Origin of the sequence: Streptomyces rimosus (assembly GCF_008704655.1) — a bacterium.
Lineage (GTDB): Bacteria > Actinomycetota > Actinomycetes > Streptomycetales > Streptomycetaceae > Streptomyces > Streptomyces rimosus.
Window position 1 is genome coordinate 5,344,918 of record NZ_CP023688.1, and the last position, 20,536, is coordinate 5,365,453.

General features: G+C 72.3%; 14 protein-coding genes. 9 read left to right on the forward strand and 5 right to left on the reverse strand.

The annotated features are described in order from the left end of the window. Window positions 1-94: 94 nt before the first annotated feature. From CP984_RS22935 to CP984_RS22945, 3 genes are all read left to right on the forward strand, one after another. Entirely contained in the window at window positions 95-919 is an 825-nt protein-coding gene (locus CP984_RS22935) for an LLM class F420-dependent oxidoreductase (RefSeq protein ID WP_003981638.1), read from the forward strand. Window positions 920-1,100: 181 nt separating this feature from the next. After that, a complete protein-coding gene (locus CP984_RS22940; RefSeq protein WP_202480188.1) occupies window positions 1,101-3,743 on the forward strand; it encodes a bifunctional FO biosynthesis protein CofGH in 2,643 nt (880 codons plus the stop codon). Between the two features lie 131 nt (window positions 3,744-3,874). Next, window positions 3,875-6,724, forward strand: a complete 2,850-nt coding sequence (locus CP984_RS22945) for a tetratricopeptide repeat protein (RefSeq protein ID WP_003981636.1) — start codon at window positions 3,875-3,877, stop codon at window positions 6,722-6,724. 14 nt (window positions 6,725-6,738) lie between these two features. On the opposite strand, the gene CP984_RS22950 is transcribed toward CP984_RS22945, so the two are convergent. Next, window positions 6,739-6,999: a hypothetical protein gene (locus CP984_RS22950; protein WP_003981635.1), complete on the reverse strand. Its 261-nt coding sequence runs from the start codon at window positions 6,997-6,999 to the stop codon at window positions 6,739-6,741. 192 nt (window positions 7,000-7,191) lie between these two features. On the opposite strand from CP984_RS22950, the gene CP984_RS22955 reads away from it, so the two are divergent. The 5 genes from CP984_RS22955 to CP984_RS22980 all read left to right on the forward strand — a co-directional run bounded on the left by CP984_RS22955 (window position 7,192) and on the right by CP984_RS22980 (window position 14,872). Beyond that, window positions 7,192-8,340, forward strand: coding sequence for an ADP-ribosylglycohydrolase family protein (locus tag CP984_RS22955; protein WP_003981634.1), 1,149 nt, complete (start codon window positions 7,192-7,194; stop codon window positions 8,338-8,340). Between the two features lie 356 nt (window positions 8,341-8,696). Then, the gene (locus CP984_RS22960; RefSeq protein ID WP_003981633.1) at window positions 8,697-9,677 is read left to right on the forward strand and encodes an ABC transporter permease; all 981 of its coding nucleotides are present in this window, start codon (window positions 8,697-8,699) and stop codon (window positions 9,675-9,677) included. Then, entirely contained in the window at window positions 9,677-10,630 is a 954-nt protein-coding gene (locus CP984_RS22965) for an ABC transporter permease (RefSeq protein WP_003981632.1), read from the forward strand. Before CP984_RS22960 ends, CP984_RS22965 begins: the two co-directional genes overlap by 1 nt. 56 nt (window positions 10,631-10,686) lie before the next feature. Next, on the forward strand, window positions 10,687-13,107 hold the full coding sequence (locus CP984_RS42140; RefSeq protein WP_078575454.1) for a dipeptide ABC transporter ATP-binding protein: 2,421 nt from the start codon (window positions 10,687-10,689) through the stop codon (window positions 13,105-13,107). A 70-nt stretch (window positions 13,108-13,177) separates the two neighbouring features. Next, entirely contained in the window at window positions 13,178-14,872 is a 1,695-nt protein-coding gene (locus CP984_RS22980) for an ABC transporter family substrate-binding protein (RefSeq protein WP_003981630.1), read from the forward strand. Here CP984_RS22980 and CP984_RS22985 read toward each other — a convergent pair. From CP984_RS22985 to CP984_RS22995, 3 genes are all read right to left on the reverse strand, one after another. Then, entirely contained in the window at window positions 14,841-16,412 is a 1,572-nt protein-coding gene (locus CP984_RS22985) for a sodium:solute symporter family protein (RefSeq protein WP_003981629.1), read from the reverse strand. The genes CP984_RS22980 and CP984_RS22985 overlap by 32 nt on opposite strands. A 360-nt stretch (window positions 16,413-16,772) precedes the next feature. After that, the gene (locus tag CP984_RS22990) at window positions 16,773-17,558 is read right to left on the reverse strand and encodes an SDR family oxidoreductase (RefSeq protein WP_003981628.1); all 786 of its coding nucleotides are present in this window, start codon (window positions 17,556-17,558) and stop codon (window positions 16,773-16,775) included. 98 nt (window positions 17,559-17,656) lie between these two features. Beyond that, window positions 17,657-18,859, reverse strand: a complete 1,203-nt coding sequence (locus CP984_RS22995) for an aminotransferase-like domain-containing protein (protein WP_003981626.1) — start codon at window positions 18,857-18,859, stop codon at window positions 17,657-17,659. Window positions 18,860-19,114: 255 nt separating this feature from the next. Here CP984_RS22995 and CP984_RS23000 point away from each other — a divergent pair, with 255 nt between their 5' ends. Continuing rightward, complete coding sequence (locus CP984_RS23000; protein ID WP_003981625.1) at window positions 19,115-20,029, forward strand: hypothetical protein; 915 nt, start codon at window positions 19,115-19,117, stop codon at window positions 20,027-20,029. Between the two features lie 195 nt (window positions 20,030-20,224). Here CP984_RS23000 and CP984_RS23005 read toward each other — a convergent pair whose 3' ends face one another. Then, window positions 20,225-20,434: a DUF397 domain-containing protein gene (locus CP984_RS23005; protein ID WP_030182597.1), complete on the reverse strand. Its 210-nt coding sequence runs from the start codon at window positions 20,432-20,434 to the stop codon at window positions 20,225-20,227. Between the last annotated feature and the right edge of the window lie 102 nt (window positions 20,435-20,536).

A 20,536-nucleotide genomic window follows, 5' to 3' on the forward strand; every position in this document is an offset into this window, starting at 1 on the left:
CGGGTTCCCCGGGCGCCCCGCGGGCGCCTCATGGACGCTGCCCGTCCTCAGCGGTAGGAAAGGGGCACTGCCGACCGCGGGAGGGACGCCCAGCATGCGGATCTCGACCACCATCTTCCTGACCGATGAAACGATCCGGCCGGACCGGCTGGCCCGGGAACTGGAGCAGCGCGGTTTCGCCGGGCTCTACCTCCCCGAGCACACGCACATTCCGGCCACGCGCGACACGCCCGCCCCCATGGGCGAGCCGCTGCCCCGGGAATACGGGCGCACCCTCGACCCGTTCGTGGCACTCGGGCAGGCCGCCGCCGTCACCGAGCGGCTGACGGTCGCCACCGGCGTCACCCTCGTGGCCCAGCACGACCCGATCACCCTGGCCAAGCAGATCGCCACCCTGGACTTCCTCTCCGGCGGGCGCTTCACGCTCGGCGTCGGCTACGGCTGGAACGTGGAGGAGGCGGCCGACCACGGGGTCGACTGGTCGAAGCGGCGCGCGCTGGTACGGGACCGGATGCGGGTGATGCGCGCCCTGTGGGCGGATGAGCCGACCTCGTACGAGGGCCGGTTCGCGTCCGTACGGGCCAGCCTGGCGCACCCGAAGCCGGTCAAGGGCGCGCCGCGCACGCTGCTCGGCGGCGCGGCCGGGCCCCGGCTCTTCGCGAGCGTGGCGGAGTTCGCGGACGGCTGGCTGCCGATCGGCGGCGGGGGCTTGAGCGAGGCGCTGCCGGAGCTGCGGCGGGCGTGGGCGGAGGCCGGCCGGGACGGCGAGCCGGCGGTGGTGCCGTACTCGGTGCAGCCGTCGGCCGGGAAGCTGGCGCGGCTGCGGGACCTGGGAGTGGAGGAGGCCGTCGTGGGGCTGCCGGCGGCGGGGGAGGCGGAGGTGCTGCGGGCGTTGGACGAGTTCGCGCAGTATTTGTAGGGCGCGCAGCATGCGTGGGGGCGGAGAGGCATGTAGGGACGGCCGACCCTTCGGCGCACTCCTCCCGCCCAGGCTGCCCGCCCCGCCCCCGGAGGGAACCTCCGTCTTACGTGATCAGTGGCACACCGACCCGGGGGCATCGGTCGGCGGCACTGTCGGTGGTCGCTCGTATGCTCGTTGGATGACTAGCAGCGCGCAGGTACCCGGGCAGGGGACGGACCCGGTGGCAGTCCCCGCCGACACCACACCTCCCGTCACCGCCCCCACCGCCAACGCCATGCGCCGCGCCCTCAAGCGCGCCCGCGACGGCGTCGCGCTCGATGTCGGTGAGGCGGCGGTGCTGCTCCAGGCGCGCGGCGACGACCTGCGGGATCTGTGCGCCTCCGCGGCCCGGGTGCGCGACGCCGGGCTGGAGGCCGCCGGGCGCCCCGGTGTCATCACGTACTCCAAAAGCGTGTTCATCCCGCTCACGCGGCTGTGCCGGGACAAGTGCCACTACTGCACGTTCGTGACCGTGCCCGGCAAGCTGCGCCGCGCCGGGCACGGCATGTTCATGTCGCCGGACGAGGTGCTGGACATCGCCCGCCGCGGTGCCGAACTGGGCTGCAAGGAAGCGCTGATCACGCTCGGCGACAAGCCGGAGGACCGCTGGCCGGAGGCGCGCGAGTGGCTGGAGGCCGAGGGGTACGACTCCACGATCGCCTACGTACGCTCCATCGCCATCCGCATCCTGGAGGAGACGGGGCTGCTGCCCCACCTGAACCCGGGCGTGCTGTCCTGGACGGACTTCCAGACCCTCAAGCCCGTCGCCCCCTCCATGGGCATGATGCTGGAGACCACCGCCGAGCGCCTGTGGAGCGAGCCCGGCGGCCCGCACCACGGCTCCCCGGACAAGGAACCTGCCGTACGGCTGCGCGTCCTGGAGGACGCCGGGCGTTCCAACGTGCCGTTCACGAGCGGGCTGCTCATCGGCATCGGCGAGACGTACGAGGAGCGCGCCGAGTCGCTGTTCGCGCTGCGCAAGGTGCAGCGCGCGTACCACGGCATCCAGGAGATCATCGTCCAGAACTTCCGCGCCAAGCCGGACACGGCCATGCGCGGCATGCCGGACGCGGAGCTGGAGGACCTGGCCGCCACCGTCGCCGTCGCCCGGCACATCCTGGGCCCGGCCGGCTGCCTCCAGGCGCCGCCCAACCTGGTCGACTCCGAGTACGCGCTGCTCATCGAGGCGGGCATCGACGACTGGGGAGGCGTCTCCCCGGTGACGCCCGACCACGTCAACCCCGAGCGGCCGTGGCCCCGGATCGAGGAGCTGGCCGAGAAGTCCGCCGCCGCGGGCTTCGAGCTGCGCGAGCGGCTGGCCGTCTATCCGGAGTACGTACAGCGCGGTGAGCCCTGGCTCGACCCGCGCCTGCTGCCGCACGTCCGTGCGCTGGCCGACCCCGAGACCGGGCTGGCCCTCCCGGACGCGAAGGTCGAGGGCCGCCCCTGGCAGGAGCCCGACGAGGGCTTCTCGATGAGCTCCACGGGCCGTACGGACCTGCACCGCACCATCGACACCGACGGCCGCACCGCCGACCGCCGCGACGACTTCGACGAGGTGTACGGCGACTGGGAGGCGCTGCGCGAGGCCGCCGCGCCCGGCATGGCGCCCGAGCGCATCGACACGGACGTCCGCGCCGCCCTGGCCCAGGCCGCCGACGACCCCACCAAGCTCACCGACGACCAGGCGCTCGCCCTGCTGCACGCCGACGGCCCGGCGCTCGACGCGCTCTGCGGCATCGCGGACGACCTGCGCCGCGCCACGGTCGGCGACGACGTCACGTACATCGTCACCCGCAACATCAACTTCACCAACGTCTGCTACACCGGCTGCCGCTTCTGCGCCTTCGCCCAGCGCCGTACGGACGCCGACGCCTACACCCTGTCCCTCTCCCAGGTCGCCGACCGCGCCCAGCAGGCGTGGGACGTGGGCGCGGTCGAGGTGTGCATGCAGGGCGGCATCCACCCCGACCTGCCCGGTACCGCGTACTTCGACATCGCGCGCGCCGTCAAGGAACGCGTCCCCGGCATGCACGTCCATGCCTTCTCGCCCATGGAGGTCGTCAACGGCGCCACGCGCACCGGCCTGTCCATCCGCGAATGGCTGAGCGAGGCCAAGGCCGCCGGCCTGGACACCATCCCCGGCACCGCCGCCGAGATCCTCGACGACGAGGTCCGCTGGGTGCTGACCAAGGGCAAGCTGCCCACCGCCACCTGGGTCGAGGTCATCAAGACCGCCCACGAGCTGGGCATCCGCTCGTCCTCGACGATGATGTACGGCCATGTCGACCAGCCCCGGCACTGGCTCGGCCACCTGCGGCTGCTCGCCGGGATCCAGCAGGAGACCGGCGGTTTCACGGAGTTCGTGACGCTGCCGTTCATCCACACCAACGCGCCCGTCTACCTGGCCGGCATCGCCCGCCCCGGCCCGACCACCCGCGACAACCGCGCGGTGACCGCCATGGCCCGCGTCCTGCTCCACCCGCACATCACCAACATCCAGACCAGCTGGGTGAAGCTGGGCACGGAAGGCGCCGCCGAGATGCTCCGCTCCGGGGCCAACGACCTGGGCGGCACGCTGATGGAGGAGACCATCTCCCGGATGGCGGGCTCCAGTTACGGCTCGTACCGCTCCATCCAGGACCTGATCGCCATCGCGGACGCGGCGGGCCGCCCCTCGCGCGCCCGCACGACGACGTACGGTCCGGTGGCGGCGGAGCGCCAGGCGGCGGCGCTGGCCTCGGACGGGCATCTGCCGGAGTTGTTGCCGGTGGTGGAGTAACGGGGGGCCGGCCTGGAGGAGTAACGGAGGCCCGGTCTGGAGGAGTAACGGGGAGGTCCCGGGCTCGGTCGTCTCCCGCTACGGTTGCGCCCGGAGGCCCGCCGGGGGAGCGCGGGCCCGGGAGGTGACCGGTGGACCGCAGGCGGCTCTCGCGCCAGGAGCTGATCCGCGCCCGGCGCGGGGACGGGTTCGTCGGCCGCGAAGGCGAACTGAGCGCGTTCCGGGCCAACCTCGCCCGGGACCCGGCCGATCCGGACTTCCGCTTCCTGCATCATCTGCACGGCCAAGGAGGCGTCGGAAAGACCTCCCTGGCGCAGCGGTTCGAGCAGATGGCACGCGAGGTGGGCGCGCTGACCGTGTACGTCGACGAGTCGGTGCACAGCGTCCCCGATGCGATGGCCGGGATCAGCGCCCGGCTGGGCCGCCAGGGCAGCCCGCTGAAGTCGTTCGACAAGCTGCTGGCCACGTACCGGGAGCGGCGGCACGAGGCGGAGGCGGCGCTCGCGGGGCCGGACGAACCGGGCGGCGAGGCGCCGCCGTCACCCGGCAGCATGATCATCGCGAGGGCGGGGGTGGCGGGCCTCGGCCTGATCCCGGGCGTCGGACCGTTCGCGGGCGCGGTGAACTCCACCCAGCTCGCCCGCGGCACCGACCGGCTCCGCGGCCGGATCGGCGCCCGGCTGCGCAACCACGACGACGTACAACTGGTGCTGTCCCCGGTCGAGGTCTTGACGCCGGTCTTCGTACGGGAGCTGGGCGAGGCGGCCGACACCGTACCCGTACTGGCGCTCTTCTTCGACACGTACGAGGCGACCGGCCCCCTCCTGGACACCTGGCTGCGCGACATCCTCTTCAGCGACCGCTACGGGCCGCTCGCCCCGAACATCATGGTCACCCTGTCCGGCCGGGACGCGCTGGACCGGCGGTGCTGGGCCGACCATCTGGAACACGTCACGGACGTACCGCTGGACGCCTTCACGGAGGCCGAGGCCCGCCGGTACCTGGCGGCCAAGGACATCACCGACCCCGACACCGTCGACGCCATCCTGCGCCTCTCCGGCGGCCTCCCCGTACTCGTCTCCACCCTCGCCGGAAGCAGGCCGGGCGCGGCGGACGCCGTCGACGACCCCAGTGACACCGCCGTCGAACGCTTCCTCAAGTGGGAGACCGATCCGGTACGCAGAGAAGCCGCGCTGGCCGCCGCCCTGCCGCGCCATCTGGACGAGGACGTGTACCGGGAGGCGGTGGACGCGGAGGCCGCCGACCACTTCGGGTGGCTGCGCACACTGCCGTTCGTCTCCGAGCGCGGCGGCCGGTGGCAGTACCACGAGGTGGTGCGCACGGCGATGCTGCGACTCCAGCGGCGACGGTCGCCGCGGGTTTGGGCGGAGCGGCATGGGCGGTTGGCGGAGGGGGCGCGGAGGGCGGCGGAGGAGTGTGCGGGCGGCAGAGTCCTGGCCAGGTGCCGACGGGACGAGCGGTGGCGGGAGCTGCGGCTCCGGGAGATCTACCACGGACTCTGCGCCGACCCGCGGGGTTTCCTGGCCGAGGCGCTGTCCGAGGTGAAAGGCACCGTCGAGTACGAGACCACCGCCGTACGCCCGGTCGCGGAGACCATCTGGCAGGCGGGCGAGGACGGGGACGCACCCGAGGTACGCGACTGGGGCAGGCGGCTGACGGCAGCCCTCGACGGGCCGGACGGCCTCGCCGGGGTCCTGACGAAGCTGCTCGGCGGGCCCGGCCTCGACGCGGCGGAGCGCGTGGCGATATGCCGGATACGCGGCCGTGAGCACCGTAAGGCAGAACGCTGGGAGCAGGCGTTCGCCGACTTCGACCGGTGTCTGGAAGCGGCGCCGGACGACGCGGACGCATGGTTCGGCCGCGGGCTCACCCACCGCTACCTGCGAAACTTCGAGCAGGCAGCCGAGGACTTCACCCGGGCTCTGGCCATCGATCCGGACCAGCCGGCGCCGTCCTTCCAGCTCGGCGAGGTCAACCGGCTCATGGGGCGCCATGAGCAGGCGCTGACCTTGTTCGACCGGGTGGTGGAGCGCTTCCCGATCCACGCCCCGGCGCACGGCAGCCGCGCCGTCTGCCTGCGTCACCTGGGCCGCTACGAGGAGTCGCTGTCCGGCCTGCGGCGTGCCGTGGAGCTCACCCCTGGGTACTCCTGGGCGTTGGCCGAGCTGGGGATGACCTACGCGGCGATGGGGCAGTACACGATGGCGCTGGCGGAGTTCGACCGTGCGCTGGCGGCCGACCCGGAGTACGCGTGGGCCGCCGCCGCCCGGGGGAGAATCGCCCTGCTCACGGGCCGTCTCGACGAGGCGGTGGCGAACTTCGGTCTGGCGGTGGCCCTCGGGACGGCGAATCCCTGGGCTCCCGCCCGCCGCGCCAAGGCGCATCAACTGCTGGGAGCGGAGGAAGAAGCCCTCGCCGACTACGACACGGCCCTGGCCCTCGCGGACACCGGCCGGACCGCCGTGCCCGACGTGTCACGGGCCGTCTTCCTGGCCGCGCGCGCCGGGTGTCTGCGCCGGGCCGGACGGTTCGGCGCGGCGCGGGAAGCCGTCGAGGCGGCCCGGGCCATCGCGCCGGAAGAGCTGCTGGTCCGGTACGAGGCCGCGCTGCTCACGAGCGCCGTACGCGGGTTGCTCGACGCGGCACCTGCCTGGGAGACGCTGCGGGCCGGGGCCCAGGAGGGTCTGCTGCCGAGCGATGAGGAGGGCCTGACCGGGGCGGCTGCCGTTGCGGTCGTCGCCCGCTGTGCGCTGGGCGACTGGACCGGGGCCCGGGCGGCCGTCGCTGACCTGCTCGGCGACGGTACGCCCTGGGAGCGCTTGGCCGAGACGGAGTACGGGCTGCGGGACCTGGCCGGGCTGTGGCGGGACCTGGACGCGCCGGGCGCCGACCAGTTGGCCGGTCTGCGCCGCGTACTCCTGGAGCGAATGGCCGAAGTTGCGGCCATCTATGCACCGTGACCGTCCCCCCGGCCTCACCCGTCCCCCGACTCCGCCTCCGCCTCATGCTGAAGGATGCACTGCTGCCACTGCGCCAGCGCCTCCGCGCGGTCGCCGCCGGTGTCCTCGGCGGCTGAGATGAGCGCGTCGGCGGCCATCGCGGCGAGTCGGACGGTGATCTGGCACACGTCGCGCTGGGAGAGCGGACGGAGCAGTTCCACCGCGCCGTCGCTGTCACCGGCCAGGGCACAGGCGACGACGGCCATGGCGGTGCGGTCCCATTCGAACTCGGGCATGGGGGGAGCATGCCCACCGGGCACCGGTCGCATGACCTCGGTACGCAGGGGGCACGTCTGTGCTGATCGGGACCGTAGCGATCAAAAGCCTCCGTCAGGGTGACTGTTCGCATAACGTTCCTCGCCCGGTTTTGGCCTTTCTTGGTCGATTACAGTGCTGCGGCAGGGGGAGCGTAAGGACCCCGTAAAGGAATGGGCGGCTACGGGGAGGGAACGAACGTGAGCGCAGCGGCAGGCGGCGCGGCCATCTGGGGCCGTACCGAACAGCAGGACTTCCGCAGCCGGGTACGGGGCTGCCTGCTGGGCGGCGCGATCGGCGACGCGCTCGGCGCGGGCATCGAGTTCGACTCGCTGGACGCGATCCGCGAGGCGCACGGCCAGGACGGCATCACGGATTACGTACCGGCCTTCGGGCGGCGCGGCACCGTCACCGACGACACCCAGATGACGCTGTTCACCGTCGACGGCCTGATCCGCGCCCAGGTACGCCGCGACACCGGCGCCTGGCACCCGCCCACCGATGTGCACCGCGCGTATCTGCGCTGGGCCGCCACCCAGCGCGACTGGGGCCCCGACGAGCGCAAGAAGGACGACGGGTGGCTGGCCCGCGAGGAGTGGCTGTACGCGCGGCGGGCGCCCGGCCGGGCCTGTCTGTCCGGGCTCGGCGACGACACGATGGGAACGCTGGAGCAGCCGAAGAACCCCGACTCCAAGGGGTGCGGCGCGGTGATGCGGTCGGCGCCGTTCGGGCTGCTGGTGGGCTGGGAGCCGCAGTTGGTCTTCCAGCTGGCCGTCGAGTGCGCGGCTCAGACGCACGGGCACCCGACCGGCTATCTCGCGGCCGGCGCGTTCGCGGTGATCACCCACTCGCTGGCCCGCGGCGAGGACCTGGACGGCGCCGTGCAGAAATCCCTCGCCCACCTGGCCACCCGGCCCGGCCACGAGGAGACCGCCGAGGCCCTGAAACAGGCGCTCGGCGCCGTACGGCAGGGGATGCCCACGGCCGCCCGCGTGGAGTCGCTGGGCGAGGGCTGGACCGCCGAAGAAGCGCTGGCCATCGGTGTGTACTGCGCCCTGGTCGCCGAGGACGTGCGGCACGGCCTGCTGCTGGCGGTCAACCACGGCGGCGACAGCGACTCCACCGGCGCGATCTGCGGCAACCTCCTCGGCACCCTGCACGGCGAGACGGCACTCCCGCCCCTGTGGCTCGCCGAGTTGGAGGGCCGCGCCACGATCCTCCAACTCGCCGACGACTTCGCCATGGAGATGACGCAGGGCCCGGCGCTCCACGGGCCGGGGAACTCGGCGCCGGGGTGGCTGGAGCGGTATCCGCGGGCTTAGGGGAGGGCGCCGCACGCACGTGGGGTGCGTTCGCGGGGTGCGTTCGTGGCGTACGGCTGGGGCGTACGTACGTGGCGTACGTCCGTGCCGTACGTCCGAACCGCGCGTACTACAGGGCGAATCGAACGCCCACGGCCCCCCAGCAGGGGGTTACCCAAGCGGTGGCGCGCCGGAACCACCCCGCCCGCCCCACCTGCCCCCTCGCCCCTCGTGCGCCGTCGCCTTGCAGCCCCCGCCCCCACCCCCAATGCCCCGCTTTCACCCACCCTTGGTCGACAAACCGGCCCCGCGCATGCGAGAACAGCCCAGGGGGCCGCGGCGATCCGCGGCGATGGCGTACGAGGGGGAGAGACACCATGGGCCGCTACCTGCTGCGCAGGCTGGCCAGTTACCTGGTGCTGGTGGCCGTGGCGGCGTCCCTCACGTACTTCCTCGCGGGGCTGAGCCTCAACCCGCGCGCCCGTTTCGAGGGCCGCAACCCGCCGCTGCCCGAAGCCGCCGTCACCCGCACCCTCGACGACTACAACCTGAACCCGGACACCCCGGTGGTGGCCCGCTTCGCGCGCTGGGCCGGTGACGTCGCCCACGGCGACCTCGGCCGCACCATCGACGGCGACTCGGTCAACGACGACTTCGGCCGCCGGGTCGGCGTCAGCGCCCGGCTGCTGCTCCTGGCGACCCTCGCCGGCTCGGCCCTCGGCGTGGCGGTCGGTGCGTACGGCGCGATCCGCCAGTACCGGTTGTTCGACCGGTTCTCGACCCTGGTGTCGTTCTTCGTGCTGGCCATGCCGGTGTTCGTGATCGGCGTGGCGCTGAAGATCGGGGCGACCGCCCTCAACGAGGGTACGCAGACGATCAAGGTGCTCGGTGAGTACGACGCCCAGTACGCCGGCCGGTGGGACCCCGCCGCCCTGCTCAACCGCGCCCAGCACATGCTGCTCCCAGCCCTGACCCTGATCATCGTGCAGGTCGCCCTCTACAGCCGCTACCAGCGCAGCACCATGCTGGACGTGCTCGGCGCCGACTTCCTGCGCACCGCCCGCGCCAAGGGCCTGCGCCGCCGCACCGCGCTGGTACGGCACGGGCTGCGCACGGCCGTCCTGCCGGTCGTACCGCTGCTGGTCTACAACATCGTGCTGCTCTTCGCCGGCGCCACCTTCGTGGAGAAGACCTTCGGCTGGCACGGCATGGGGGAGCTGCTCGTCGACTCGGTCGCCGGCCAGGACGTCAACTCGGTCGCGGCGGTCGGCCTGTTCGCGGCCGCTCTGGTGGTGGTCGCGGGGCTGCTCGCGGACCTGTTGTACGCGGCGCTGGACCCCCGCGTACGGGTGCGGTGATGCGTACCGCGCGCGCCCGCGGCCGTACCCCGCGGGCCGAGCAGCCGACGCGCCTGCGTCTGACCGCCCGCCGCTTCGCCCGCAACCGGCTCGCGCTCCTCGGCCTCGCGCTGCTCGTCCTGCTCTTCCTTGCCGCGTACGCGGGCCCGCTGCTGACCCGGTGGGACCACCGCACCCACGACTTCCTGAGCCTCCTGTCCGGACCGTCCGCCGACCACTGGTTCGGCACCACGCAAAGCGGCCTGGACCTGTACGCGCTCACCCTGCGCGGGCTCCAGAAGTCGCTGGTCATCGGCCTTCTGGTGGGGGTGGTCTCCACGTCCCTGTCAGCCGTGGTGGGCGCTTTCGCCGGGTACTTCGGCGGCTGGACCGACCGTGTCCTGATGGGGGCCGTCGACCTGCTGCTGGTGATGCCCGCGTTCCTGTTCGTGGCCGTGCTGTCGCCCCTCGTACGGGGCTCGGGCTGGCCGGTCTTCGTCGTGCTGCTGGCGGCGTTCAGCTGGATGATCACCGGGCGGGTGGTGCGCAGCGTGACGCTCACGCTCAAGGAACGGGAGTACGTCAAGGCCGCGAAGTACCTGGGAGTACCGGCACCGGTGATCGTGTTCCGGCACATCCTGCCCCATATGGCCTCGCTGCTGATCATCGAGGCGGTCATCCAGGCCGGGGCCGCGGTCATCGGGGAGAGCGGGCTGTCGTACTTCGGCTTCGGGGTGCAGCCCCCGGACGTGTCACTGGGCACGGTCATCGCGGACAACACCAACATGGCGGCGAGTTACCCGTGGCTGTTCTTCTTCCCCGCCGGGTGTCTGGTGCTCATCGGGGTGTCGCTCGCCTTCGTCGGCGACGGGCTGCGGGACGCGCTGGACCCCGACGCGGCTGGGGCGCGGGCGCGCGTCAGGAGGCGCGGGAAGCGCGCATACGGAGTTGTCGCGGAAGGCCGTCGCCGGTGATCGGACAGGAACAACCCCCCAGCCCGGGTACAGCGGCCCCCGTACCCGTCCTCCAGATGACCGACCTGCACGTCACCTACCCCGGCGAGACCGGGCCGGTGCACGCCGTACGCGGGCTGAGCTATGCCGTACGGCCCGGAGAAGTGCTCGGCATCGTCGGCGAGTCGGGCGCCGGGAAGTCCGCCGCCGCGCAGGCCGTACTCGGACTGCTGCCGGACGGTACGGAGGTACGCGGCTCCGTCGAGCTGGACGGCCGCGAACTGCTCGGCCTCGACGACGCCGCCCTCTCCGAGATCCGCGGCAACGGCATCGGCATGGTCTTCCAGGACCCGCTGTCCGCCCTCACACCCGTCTACAGCGTCGGGAACCAGCTGGTGGAGGCGCTGCGCGTGCACCAGGACCTGAGCCGCAAGGCCGCCCGTACGCGCGCCGTCGAACTGCTGGACCTCGTCGGCATACCCGATCCGCACCGGCGCGCCGACGCCTTCCCGCACGAGTTCTCCGGCGGGATGCGGCAGCGCGCGGTGGTCGCCATGGCCATCGCCAACGACCCGCGGGTCATCGTCGCGGACGAGCCGACCACCGCCCTGGACGTCACCATCCAGGCGCAGATCCTCGACGTACTGAAGACCGCCCGGGAGGTGACCGGCGCCGCGATCGTCCTGATCACCCACGACCTGGGCGTGGTCGCGGGCTTCGCGGACCGGGTGCAGGTGATGTACGCGGGACGCCCGGTGGAGTACGGAACGGTCGACGAGATCTACTACCGGCCCCGGATGCCGTACACCATCGGCCTGCTGGGCGCCACGCCCCGGCTGGACGGCCCCGCCGGCGCCCCCCTGGTGCCCATCCACGGCGCGCCGCCGTCACTGTCCGCCCTCCCACCCGGCTGCCCCTTCGCACCGCGCTGCCCCGTCGCCGTGGACCGCTGCCGGGAGACCGAGCCCGCACCGGCCCGGGGCACGGACGCCGGCCACACCGTCGCCTGCCATCGGGGTACGGAGATCGCCGACGGGAGCTTGCCGCGGGCGGGGATCTTCGGAACGGTGCGAGGGGAGGGCGCGGGGGAGAGGGAGAGTGATACGGGCGTCCCGAGCCCGGCCCGTACGCAGGCGGCCGGCGCGCACCCGGTCCGTACGGGCTCTGCGCCTACGGAGTTGGCCCCTACGGAGCCGACGGCTGCGGACTCGGCACCTACGGGCTTGGCGCCTGCGGACTCGGCACCTGCGGACTCGGCGCCTACGAGCTCGGCGCCTGCGGACTCCGCGCCTACGGGCTCGGCCCCTGCGGACTCCGCGCCCACGACCCCCACCCCTCCAGCCCCCGCCCCCGCAAACCGGCCCTCTACCAGGCCAAATCGAACGGTCTCGACCCCCCAGCAGGGGGTTACCCAGGGGTGGCCGGCCGGAACCGGCCCAGCCGCCCCCACCCTTCTCCAAGTGACCGCCCTCACCAAACACTTTCCCCAAACCCGACGCACCCTCCTCAAGCGCCCCACCGGCACCATTCGGGCCGTCGACGGTATCGATCTCGCCATACGGGAGGGGGAGACGCTCGCCCTCGTCGGTGAGTCCGGCTGCGGGAAGACCACCACCCTGCTGGAGATCATGGACCTGGCGGCCGGGCAGGCGGGTACCGTCCGGCTCTTCGGCCAGGATGTGCGGGAGCTGGACCGGGCCGGGCGCAAGCGGCTGCGGCGTGATCTCCAGATCGTCTTCCAGGACCCGACCGCGGCCCTGGACCCGCGTATGCCGGTCGGTGACATCCTCGCCGAGCCGCTGCGTACTCACCGCGTCCCCAGGGACCGGATCGCCGCGCGCGTCCCCGAGCTGCTGGAGCTGGTCGGGCTGGCGGCGGACGACGCCGGGCGTTACCCACGGGAGTTCAGCGGCGGCCAGCGCCAGCGCATCGCGATCGCCCGTGCCCTGGCCCTGGAGCCGCGGCTGCTGGTGCTGGACGAGCCGGTCTCCGCGCTGGACGTGTCGGTTCAGGCCGGTGTCCTCAACCTGCTGGACGAGCTGAAGGCCCGGCTGCGCCTGAGCTATCTGCTCGTCGCCCACGACCTGTCCGTCGTACGGCACAGCGCCGACCGGGTCGCGGTGATGTACCTGGGGCGCATCGTGGAGTCGGGCGGTACCGCGGAGGTCTTCGCCGCGCCGTCCCACCCGTACACGCGGGCGCTGCTCTCCGCCGTACCGCTGCCGGACCCGCGCAAGGAACGGGCCCGCACCCGGGTCCTGCTGAGCGGGGACCTGCCGAGCCCGGCGGACGTGCCGTCCGGGTGCCGCTTCCGCAGCCGCTGCCCGCTGTACGCGACGCTCGGCGCGCCGGAACAGCGGCGCTGCCGGGAGGACGATCCGCTGCTACGGCCGGCGCCGACCGGCCGGGGAACCCACGGCCCCCGAACCGCCGGCCACCACGAATCCGACGGCCACACGTCCGCCTGCCACCACCCCGCCCCTCCGCCAGGAGGCTGAAGAACCACTCCCGCGCCGCGCCCTCCCTGTGTTTTCGTCAGTCCAGTCGAGAAAGGGAACGATCTCCGCAATGAAGCTCTCCAGAGTTCCGCTCTCCCTCGTCGCCACCGTCGCGGTGGCGTCGTCCGTGCTCACCGCCTGCGGCGGGTCGGACGACGGGGGCGGCGGCGGCAAGAAGGAAGCGCCGAAGACCACCGCGCTGGACATCAACCGCACCGACCCGGCGCAGCTCACGCAGGGCGGGACGCTGAACTGGGCGATCGACCAGTTCCCCGTGCAGTTCAACGAGATGGAGGTGGACGGCAACCAGGCCGCCACCAACGTCGTCATCGAGGCCCTGATGCCCTCCCTGTGGCACTCGGCCCCCAACGGCGAGCAGGTCCCCAACCGGGCCTTCCTGCTGGACGCGTCCAGCCGTACGGAGGGCGGCAAGCAGATCGTCACCTACCGGCTGAACCCCAAGGCCAAGTGGTCCGACGGCACCCCGATCACCTACCGGGACCTGGAGGCCAACGTACGGGCCATGAGCAGCAAGGACCCGGCGTTCAAGGTCGGCACCTCGGCCGCGTACGAGGAGGTGTCGTCGGTACGCAGGGGCAAGGACGACCACGAGGCCGTCCTGACCTTCGACAAGCCGTACGCGGACTGGCGCGCCATGTTCGGCGCGCCCAACAACACGCCGCTCTACCCGGCGAAGTACATGGCCGACGCCAAGGGCTTCACCACCGGGTACCTCAACAAGATCCCGCTCAGCGCGGGCCCGTACAAGCTCGCCGGTATCGACAAGACCGCGCAGACCATCACGCTCGTGCCGGACTCCGCCTGGTGGGGCGACAAGCCCAAGCTCGACAAGATCGTCTTCCATGCGATGACGACCGAGTCGATGCCCGCCGCCTACGCCAACGGGGAGATCGACTACTTCGACCTCAACGCCGGTGTGGCCGCCTTCAAGCAGGCGTCGACGGTCAAGTCCGGTGAGATACGGGAAGCCGGCGGACCCAACTACCGGCATCTGACGTTCAACGGCAAGAGCCCGAAGCTCAGCGACCCCAACGTGCGCAAGGCGCTGTTCAAGGCCACCGACCGCGACACCCTCGTCAAGTCCAGCGTCAAGGGCCTCAACTGGGAGGCCAAGCCGCTGAACAACCACTTCCTGGTGCCCAACCAGAAGGGCTACCGCGACAACGCCGGTGACCTCGGCACGTACGACCCGAAGGCGGCGGGGCGACTGCTCGACGAGGCCGGCTGGAAGCTGGACGGCAAGGTCCGCAAGAAGGGCGGCGAGGAGCTGAAGCTGCGCTTCCTGATCCCCACCGGCCAGCCCGCCTCCAAGAACGAGGCCACCATCCTCACCCAGATGTGGGCCCAGGTCGGTGTGCAGCTGGACGTCCGTACGGTGCCGGTCAACGAGTTCTTCGACAAGTACCTGACGCCCGGCGAGTTCGACGTGGCGCCGTACAGCTTCTCCCGTACGCCGTTCTCCGCCAGCGGATCGAGCAACATCTACGCGTCCAACGGCGGCAGCAACATCTCCAGGACCGGCAGCGCGAAGCTGGACGAGCTGCTGGACAAGGCCGGCCGCGCCACCGACCCGGCGGCGGCTCTGGGGACGGTCAACGAGGCCGACGCGGAGGCGTGGCGGGTCGCGGGCGTACTGCCCACGTACCAGCTCCCCGAGATCACCGCGGCGAAGAAGACCCTGGCCAACCTGGGGGCGCAGGGCATGGCCGACATCACGTACGAGCGGATCGGCTACACGAAGTAGAAGGCCGGGCGGCGGCGCCCGCGCCACCGGGGCCGCCGCCGTCCCCGTCGTCGTCATCGTCGGGGTTGATACGGGCCAGCACCGCGTCCCGCTCCGGTGTGTCCTCCGGCTTGAGGTAGCCAATCAGGACGTACAGCACGAGCGAGGTGGCGACCGGAGCGACGATCTGGATCTGGAGCTGGACGCCGGCCAGCCCGTAGTTGGTGAGCCAGAAGGCGAACAGGCCCGCCGCCCAGGACACCAGCGCCGCGGTCGGCCCCGACCGGCGGAACCGCGGCACCATGCCCAGCAGGAACGGGATCGAGATCGGCCCCACCAGCCCGGCCACCCACTTGATCACGACGGTGATGATGTCCTTGAACGTCGGCGAGTTGACCTGTGTCGCGATCGCCATCGACAGAGCCAGGAAGGCCACGGTGGACAGCCGCGCCGCCAGCAGTCCCGCCCGGTGCGACCAGCCGCGCGCCCGCGCGCCCAGCTTCGGCAGCGCGGGCGCGATGTCCCGGGTGAAGACGGCCGAGATGGCGTTGGCGTCGGAGGAGCACATGGCCATCGTGTGCGAGAAGAACCCGACGATGACCAGACCGAGCAGTCCGTGCGGCAGCAGACGCTCGGTGAGCAGCGCGTACGAGTCGGACGCGTCCGGCTTCTCGGCCTTCACCAGCAGCGGCGCGACCCACATCGGGAAGAACAGCACCGCGGGCCACACGAACCACAGGACGGCGGACAGCCGCGCCGAGCGCCGCGCCTCGCGGGCGCTGCGGGTGGCCATGTAGCGCTGCGCCTGGTTCCACATGCCGCCGCTGTACTCGAAGGTCTTGATGAAGAGGTACGCGAGCAGGAACGTCAGCGTGTACGGGCCGACCGTCGGCTGCGCGTGACCGTCCGGCAGCCGGTCCCACACCGTCCACAGCGCGCTGACCCCGCCCAGCTCGGCCAGTACGGTCACCAGCATCGCCACCCCCGCCAGCAACTGGATGACGAACTGGCCCAGTTCGGTGAGCGCGTCCGCCCACAGGCCGCCCACCGTGCAGTAGACGCCGGTGACCGCACCCGTGATCAGGATGCCCTGGTTGAGGGTGAGGCCGGTGAAGACGGACAGCAGTGTGGCGATCGCCGCCCACTTGGCCCCCACGTCCACGATCTTCAGCAGGACGCCGGACCAGGCGAGCGCCTGTTGGGTGGGCAGGTTGTAGCGGCTCTTCAGGTACTCCAGCGGCGAGGCGACGTGCAGCCGTGAGCGCAGCCGGTTCAGCCGCCCGGCGAACAGGCGCGCCCCGATGGCGATCCCGATCGCGATCGGGAACGACCAGGTGACATAGGACGTGATGCCGTACTGGTAGGCGATGCCCGCGTAGCCGGTGAACATCACCGCGCTGTAGCCCGACATGTGGTGCGAGATGCCGGACAGCCACCACGGCATCCGGCCGCCCGCGGTGAAGAAGTCGCCCACGTCGTCCACGCGCTGATGGGACCACACGCCGATCGCGACCATCACGCCGAAGTAGCCGATGAGCACGGCCCAGTCGAGACTGTTCATGGCCCCTCCAGGGGTCCGCCTTGTGAACGGGGAAACACATCGCCGTACGTTCCGCGGGGCGGCGCCCCCGTGCGGGAGCGGGGACTTCGGGGATTGAACCGTTCATGGAGAGGGGCGGTCAAGAGTCCCGGCGGTCAAGGATGTGAACTCCTGTCAGCTCGGCGAACGATTTTGGGGCCTCTTGACCCTTGGGGGAGTTGTTGCGCGCGCAGGGTCGTACGGACACTTCGCCGGGGTGGTGGCGGGTGAGGGGTACGGGCGGGATCGAAGGCGCGACGGTACGGCGCTGCGGTACGGCACGCGGGCGCGTAACGGCGAGGTAGCCCGTGGGGCGGAACCCGTACGGAAGCGGGCGACCGCTCAGCGCATGATCTCGCCGGCGTTCACCAGCAGCGACTGGCCGGTGATCGCCCGCGCCCGGTCGGACGCCAGGAAGACCGCGCTCTCGGCGACATCGGCGTCCGTCGCCATCTCCGGCAGGGCCATCCGCGCGGTGAGCCGGTCCAGCACCTCGCGCTCCGGGATGTCCTCGGCGTCCGCCGCGTACCGGACGTACGCCTCGACCGGCGGGCCCCACATCCAGCCCGGCTGCACGGTGTTGACCCGGATACGGCGCGGCCCCAGCTCACGCGCGAGCGCGTACATCGCCGAGACCAGCGCCCCTTTGGACGCCGCATAGGCGGTCTGCCGCACCTCGGTCGGCGCGGCGACCGACGACTGGGTGCCGATCAGCACGACCGACCCGCCGCCGCGCTGCGTCATCGACGGCAGGCAGGCGCGGGTCATCCGCAGCGAGCCGATGAGGTTGATGTCCACGACCTGCCGCCAGGCGTCGAAGTCGGCGTCGGCCAGACCGCCGAAGTGCGTGTCCAGGGCGGCCACCTGGATGATCGCGTCGATACCGCCGAAACGTTCGACCGCGAGGGCGGCCAGCTCCGTGCACTGCTCCTCGTCCGCGATGTCCGTCACCCGCCACGCGACGCGCTCACCCGACGGATCGGCCTGCGCCGCCGTATCGGCCAGCCGGGACTTCGTACGGGCACCGAGCACCACCGAGGCGCCGTCCCGTACGCACGCCATCGCGACCTGGTGCCCGAGCCCGGCACCGACGCCCGACACGACGACGGTCTTGTCCCGCAGCAGCATGCGCGCCTCCCGGCCGGGCCGTCCGCCGGCGGCGCGCCCGGTGCACCGTCGGCGGTAGGTGACGGGTCGTCAGGATAGGGCGGGGTGGGCCGCGCCGGCTACGGTCGTGCGCCCCGCAACGTCTTCGCCAGCCGCCGCAGTCCCTCCTCGATCTCCTCCGGCGGATGCGTCACGAAGGACAGCCGCATGGACCCCGCGTCCGCCGGGCCCGCGTAGAAGGGCGCGCCCGGGACGTACGCGGCGTCGTGCCGGACCACCTCGGGCAGCAGCGCCGCCGCGTCGTACCCGGCGGGCATCGTCGCCCAGACGAACATCCCGCCGTCCGGCCGGTTCCAGCGCGAGCCGTCGGGCAGGGCCGCGCCCAGGCCGTCCACCAGGGCGTCGCGCCGCGCGCGATAGGCGCCGCGCACCCGCTCCAGGTGCGCGTCCAGGCCGGGACCCGCCAGGTACCGGGCGGCCGCGGCCTGGTCGACCGTCGAGGTGTGCAGGTCGGCGGCCTGCTTGGCGATGACGCAGGCGCGGCGCAGCGCGGCCGGCGCGCGCAGCCAGCCCAGCCGCAGACCCGGCGCCACGATCTTGGAGAACGAGCCGAGCAGCGCCGTACGGTCCTCGGCGCCAGGGAACGAGGCGAGGTACGGCACCGGCTCTCCTTCGAAGCGCAGCTCGCCGTACGGGTCGTCCTCGACGATCCACAGCCCGTGCCGGGCCGCCACCCCGGCCACCGCGGCCCGCCGCTCGGCCGGCAGCGTCCGGCCGGTCGGGTTCTGGAACGTCGGCACGAGGTAGATCAGCTTCGGCCGCTCGCGCGCGGCGATCTCGTCCAGCGCGGCCGGGTCCAGCCCCGCGTCGTCGGTCGGCACCGGCACCACCCGCGCACCGGCGAACCCGAAGACCTGGAGCGCCGCCAGGTAGCACGGGTCCTCGACCAGCACCGTGTCGCCCGGCTCCAGCAGCGCCGTGGCCAGCAGCGACAGGCCCTGCTGCGAGCCGGTGGTGACCAGCAGGTCGTCCGCCCCGGTGGCCAGGCCGCGGGCGCTCACCCGGGCCGCGACGGCAGCGCGCAGCGCCGGGTCGCCCTCGGTCGTCGAGTACTGGAGGGCCTGCTGCGGCGTCTCGTCCAGTACGTGCCGGAAGGCCGCCGCGATGCCCCGCGCGTCGAACAGCTCGCCCGCCGGCAGCCCGCCGGCGAAGGATATGACCTCGGGCCGGGCGGTCAGGGCGAGGATCTCGCGTACGGGGGAGCCGCCGGTGTGCGCCGCGCGCGCGGCCAGTGCGGGGGCGGGGCGGATGTCGTGCAGCATGGCGTTCTCCCGTCGTGTACCGCCTGCGCCCCGGGCACGCGAAGGCGCCCGTCCCTCGATAGGTGCAGGATGCAGGGAGCTTAGGCGCGGGCGCCGTGACCGTGCAGAACTGCCCGCATGGTGAACCTTCCCGGCACGTGCTGGATCGTGTTCGGACGCACTTCTTCCTGTAGAGGGAGCTGCCGCGGCGTATCGGCGAACCGGAGCCGTCACGCCTCTCGTCAACTGACGTGCCGTCAGCTACACCTGGAGGTCATGACCCGCGACCCTCGCACGGACGAGCAGGCCCAGGCCGCCCCCGGCGGCCCTCGCAACCCTCCCGCCACGGACGAGCACACCACCCCCAACAGCGGTACCTATGCCGACCTGGCCGCCGTCGGCCCGTACGGCGTGCGCCCGGGGCACGCGCTCATCACCATGGTCGAGCCGCATCCCGGCCAGGAGCGCGCGTACAACCGCTGGTACGAGGACGACCACTACATCTCCGGCGCCATGGCGATGCCGTGGATCTTCGCGGGGCGCCGCTGGGTCGCCACCCGCGAGCTCCAGCTCCTGCGCCGCCCGGCGCGCTCCGCCGTCGCCCGGCCGGTCACGGCGGGCTGCTACCTCTCGACGTACTGGATCACCGAGGGCCGCTACGACGACCACATGCGGTGGACCGTCGCCATCAACCGGCGCCTCAACGCCGACGGCCGCATCCACCACGCCCGTACCCACGTCTTCACCGCCTTCCACGACCACGCGGCCACCGTCTACCGGGACGGCGACCGCGGCCCGCGCGACTTCCACGCCCTGGACCACCCGTACGCCGGGCTGGTCGTCGAGATCATCGACGCGGCGGACGCGGACGGGCGCGCCGCGCTGCTCCGGTGGCTGCGGGACGAGTGGCTGCCGCGCCGGCTGGCGGGCTCGCCCGCGGCCATGGTGACGGTCTTCCGGCCCACGCCGCTCCCGGACGACCGGATGCCGTATGTGCGGCAGGTGGAGGGCGTGGACAACCGGCTGACGCTGCTGTGGTTCCTCCAGGAGGACCCGCGCGCGTGCTGGACGCCGTGGTTCACCGGGCCGGACGCGGAGCCGGACGGCCCGTGGGGCGGGCGGGTGGAGCTGGTCGCGCCGTTCCTCCCCACGGTGCCCGGCACCGACCGGTACGTGGACGAACTGCGCTGAGACGCCGGGCCGGGGCCAGGTGCCCGCCCGCGTCCGGGCAAGGCCGAGCCCCCTCGGCCGGGACGGCGATCCAGTCGAGAGGGCTCTGGGTACTGCTGTTCATGCGGTGTCCGGATGGCGGCATACGCCATGCGGTGGATCGGACCAGAAGGATACGGACGGAGTCCGCGTCCGGCCCGGCCTGAGCCGGTCGGCTCAGCTCAGGTCGTAGGCGCCTTTGCTCACGTCCGTGACGAAGGAGCTCCACGCGGAGGTGGCGAAGGTCAGGCGCGGGCCGTCGGGGTCCTTGGAGTCGCGTACCGCGATGGCGGCCGACGCCGGGACGGCGATCTCGACGCAAGCGCCGTTGCCACCGGAGTACGAGGACTTCGTCCAGGAGAATGCGGAATTGGGCTGCATGGCCATGTTCACTCCGACTCGCTGTGAGGTGCACCGCGTTGCCGCGGATTCGGTAGTCCCGACGCTACGCGCCAACATCACGGAGGGCAGGAGCAGTTCACTCATCCG

Coding starts and splice junctions, on each gene's coding strand:
- CP984_RS22985 (WP_003981629.1), bottom strand. CDS start 16,412: ATGAACAGTCTCGACTGGGCCGTGCTCATCGGCTACTTCGGCGTGATG.
- CP984_RS22960 (WP_003981633.1), top strand. CDS start 8,697: ATGGGCCGCTACCTGCTGCGCAGGCTGGCCAGTTACCTGGTGCTGGTG.
- CP984_RS22955 (WP_003981634.1), top strand. CDS start 7,192: ATGGGCGGCTACGGGGAGGGAACGAACGTGAGCGCAGCGGCAGGCGGC.
- CP984_RS22980 (WP_003981630.1), top strand. CDS start 13,178: ATGAAGCTCTCCAGAGTTCCGCTCTCCCTCGTCGCCACCGTCGCGGTG.
- CP984_RS42140 (WP_078575454.1), top strand. CDS start 10,687: ATGACCGACCTGCACGTCACCTACCCCGGCGAGACCGGGCCGGTGCAC.
- CP984_RS22995 (WP_003981626.1), bottom strand. CDS start 18,859: ATGCTGCACGACATCCGCCCCGCCCCCGCACTGGCCGCGCGCGCGGCG.
- CP984_RS22990 (WP_003981628.1), bottom strand. CDS start 17,558: ATGCTGCTGCGGGACAAGACCGTCGTCGTGTCGGGCGTCGGTGCCGGG.
- CP984_RS22965 (WP_003981632.1), top strand. CDS start 9,677: ATGCGTACCGCGCGCGCCCGCGGCCGTACCCCGCGGGCCGAGCAGCCG.
- CP984_RS22935 (WP_003981638.1), top strand. CDS start 95: ATGCGGATCTCGACCACCATCTTCCTGACCGATGAAACGATCCGGCCG.
- CP984_RS23000 (WP_003981625.1), top strand. CDS start 19,115: ATGACCCGCGACCCTCGCACGGACGAGCAGGCCCAGGCCGCCCCCGGC.
- CP984_RS23005 (WP_030182597.1), bottom strand. CDS start 20,434: ATGGCCATGCAGCCCAATTCCGCATTCTCCTGGACGAAGTCCTCGTAC.
- CP984_RS22940 (WP_202480188.1), top strand. CDS start 1,101: ATGACTAGCAGCGCGCAGGTACCCGGGCAGGGGACGGACCCGGTGGCA.
- CP984_RS22950 (WP_003981635.1), bottom strand. CDS start 6,999: ATGCCCGAGTTCGAATGGGACCGCACCGCCATGGCCGTCGTCGCCTGT.